Origin of the sequence: Xanthomonas sp. SHU 308 (genome assembly GCF_000364645.1) — a bacterium.
In the GTDB taxonomy this organism is placed as follows: domain Bacteria; phylum Pseudomonadota; class Gammaproteobacteria; order Xanthomonadales; family Xanthomonadaceae; genus Xanthomonas_A; species Xanthomonas_A sontii.
Map to the genome: position 1 here is coordinate 1 of NZ_AQOK01000414.1, position 2,123 is coordinate 2,123.

Here is a 2,123-nt window from a genome sequence, read left to right on the forward strand (position 1 = left end):
GGAACGGGTGCAACGGGAGGCGGGGCCTGGGTGGCGGCATCCACGGCCGCATCCTGTGCGGTGTCCGCCGCTTCCTCGGCATCGTCGGAGGCGCGCTCGGCGTCATCGGACGCGCCCTTGGCGGTGGTGGCGTTGATCAGGCTGGAGAGCGCGCTGAGCATCTGCAGCCAGCGCGCGCCACCGAGCTTGCCGACCACCGCCGCCGGTTCGGCGCGGCCGACCAGGAAGCCGGTGCCGAGGCCGACGATCACGATCCGCCATGGTGTCCAGCCTTCGCGCCAGACCTGCTGCAAGGTCGTCCAGTGCGTGCGCACCTGCTCCTGGCGTCCTTCCAGCACCGCTTCGGCGCGGGCGATGCGGTGCTGCAATTGCCGCAGGGTCATGGCGTGGCCTCGCGCTTGGCGACATCCTCGTCGCCGTCCTCGTCGTCGCCGCCGATGCCCAGCTTGGCCAACTGGCGGCGGGTGGCGTCGAGCTTGCTCATGTCGAAGTAACGCAGCGCCTGCCACGCGCCGAGCGCGGTGACCACCAGGCTGAAGGCCGCGGTCGCCGAGATCGACGCCAGCCACGACCAGCCCATGCGCTGCAGCAGGGCGATCATCGCGCCCATCAGCAGCATCCAGGCCGAGGCGCCGAACGCCACCGACACGGTCAACCACACCAGCGCCCGCGCCAGTGCGGCGCGGGCCAGGGCGAAGTCCGCGGCCACCAGCTTGCGCAGCGCGCGGCCGGTGTCCAGGGTGGCATTGAGTCCTTCGCGCCCGGCCGTGCCGAGCGCGCGGAAGGATTCCTCCAGCGACGGTGCGGCCGCGGCGTCCGCCGCGGCGCCGTCGGTGCGGGCCTGCTCCTCGCTCACGCGCGGCTTACTTGTCGCCGCCGCTGCGCGCCAGCTTGGCGATGATCCAGCCGGTGGCGAAGGCCACGCCGAACGAGGCCAGCGGACGCTCGCGGATCAGTTCGGCAGCGCTGTCGATCAGGTCGCGGCCCTTGTCCAGCAGCACGTCCACCTGCTCCTTCGCCGCCGCACCGCCGAACTCGGCCGCCGCCAGTCCGGACAGCGCGCTGTCGGACAGCTCGGCCTTGACGTTGGCCTTGCCCAGCTTCAGTTCTTCGCCGGCGGCACCGGCAGCGCCCTTGATCGCGTCGCCGGCATAGCTGGCCGCGGACTTCAGGTGCGCGCCGGCTTCGCTCAGGTTGTCCTTGAGGTTCTCGGTATTGGTCGGGCTGGCATTCATGGGCATGTCTCCTCTGGGGTTTGGGGGCCTGCCGTCCGCCAATGCGGACGCTGCGCAGAACGGGGCGACACCAATACCATCGGCGGGGTGTACGGGGTGTTAGCTCGTCGCCGCACGCGGTGCGCCATAGTGTCGGCGCTCGCCGGCGAGCAGCCAAGTCCCGGAGGAACTGTCATGCACGCGTACGGCAATCGGAGCGGCCATGCCGGGGTGGTCGCCTACGACAGCGGCCCGGACTGGATCGTGCTGCGCTTCGCCGACGGCGCCACCTACCGCTACGACCGCCAGCATCCCGGCCTGCTCCATGTCATGGAGATGCAGCGCCTGGCCGCGGCCGGGCGCGGCCTCACCACCTATTTGAACCAGCACGTGCGCGACGATTACGCCGCGCGCCTGGACTGAGCGCGCCGGCTCACTGCATGACCAGGTCGGCCTGCGCGCCGCCGCGCACCACGCGCAGCACCAGTTGCGCCGGCTTGCGCGCGAAATTGGCGCGGTAGCTGGCCAGGTCGGCGAATTCGCCGACCGAGGCGGCCACCACGATGTCGCCGCTGGCCAGGCCGTTGCGCGCCGCACGGCTGCCGCGCGCCACGTTGCCGATCAGCACGCCGGAGATGCCGGACTGGCGCAGCGATTCGGGCAGGTCGGCGAAGGTGGCGCCGCTCAGCCGCGGATCCAGCGACTCGCCGCTGATCGCGCGCGGCTGTTCCTTGAGCGTGGCCTTGAGCTGCAGCGGCTTGCCGTCGCGGCGCACGTCCAGGATCACCGTGCTGCCCACCGGCTGCAGGCCTTCGTAGTTGTGCAGCGCCTCGGCACTGTCCAGGCGCTCGCCGTTGGCGCCGGTGATCACGTCGCCCGGCTGCAGCCCGGCGGCCGCGGCCGCCGAGC

General features: G+C 71.8%; 5 protein-coding genes. 1 reads left to right on the forward strand and 4 read right to left on the reverse strand.

Annotated elements, in window-relative coordinates:
- The 3 genes from D588_RS0113835 to D588_RS0113845 form a co-directional block, all read right to left on the reverse strand.
- Nucleotides 1-383 (reverse strand): hypothetical protein (locus D588_RS0113835; RefSeq protein WP_017916406.1); only part of this gene is annotated, 383 nt, incomplete at its 3' end.
- A complete protein-coding gene (locus tag D588_RS0113840) occupies nucleotides 380-856 on the reverse strand; it encodes a hypothetical protein (protein WP_017908931.1) in 477 nt (158 codons plus the stop codon). The genes D588_RS0113835 and D588_RS0113840, both read right to left, overlap by 4 nt.
- Before the next feature lie 7 nt (nucleotides 857-863).
- Nucleotides 864-1,235: a hypothetical protein gene (locus tag D588_RS0113845; RefSeq protein WP_010340149.1), complete on the reverse strand. Its 372-nt coding sequence runs from the start codon at nucleotides 1,233-1,235 to the stop codon at nucleotides 864-866.
- Nucleotides 1,236-1,409: 174 nt separating this feature from the next.
- On the opposite strand from D588_RS0113845, the gene D588_RS0113850 reads away from it, so the two are divergent.
- Nucleotides 1,410-1,637, forward strand: a complete 228-nt coding sequence (locus tag D588_RS0113850) for a hypothetical protein (RefSeq protein ID WP_017916407.1) — start codon at nucleotides 1,410-1,412, stop codon at nucleotides 1,635-1,637.
- A gap of 10 nt (nucleotides 1,638-1,647) precedes the next feature.
- Here D588_RS0113850 and D588_RS0113855 read toward each other — a convergent pair.
- The coding region (locus D588_RS0113855) for a PDZ domain-containing protein (RefSeq protein WP_026143705.1) at nucleotides 1,648-2,123 on the reverse strand (476 nt) is incomplete at its 5' end.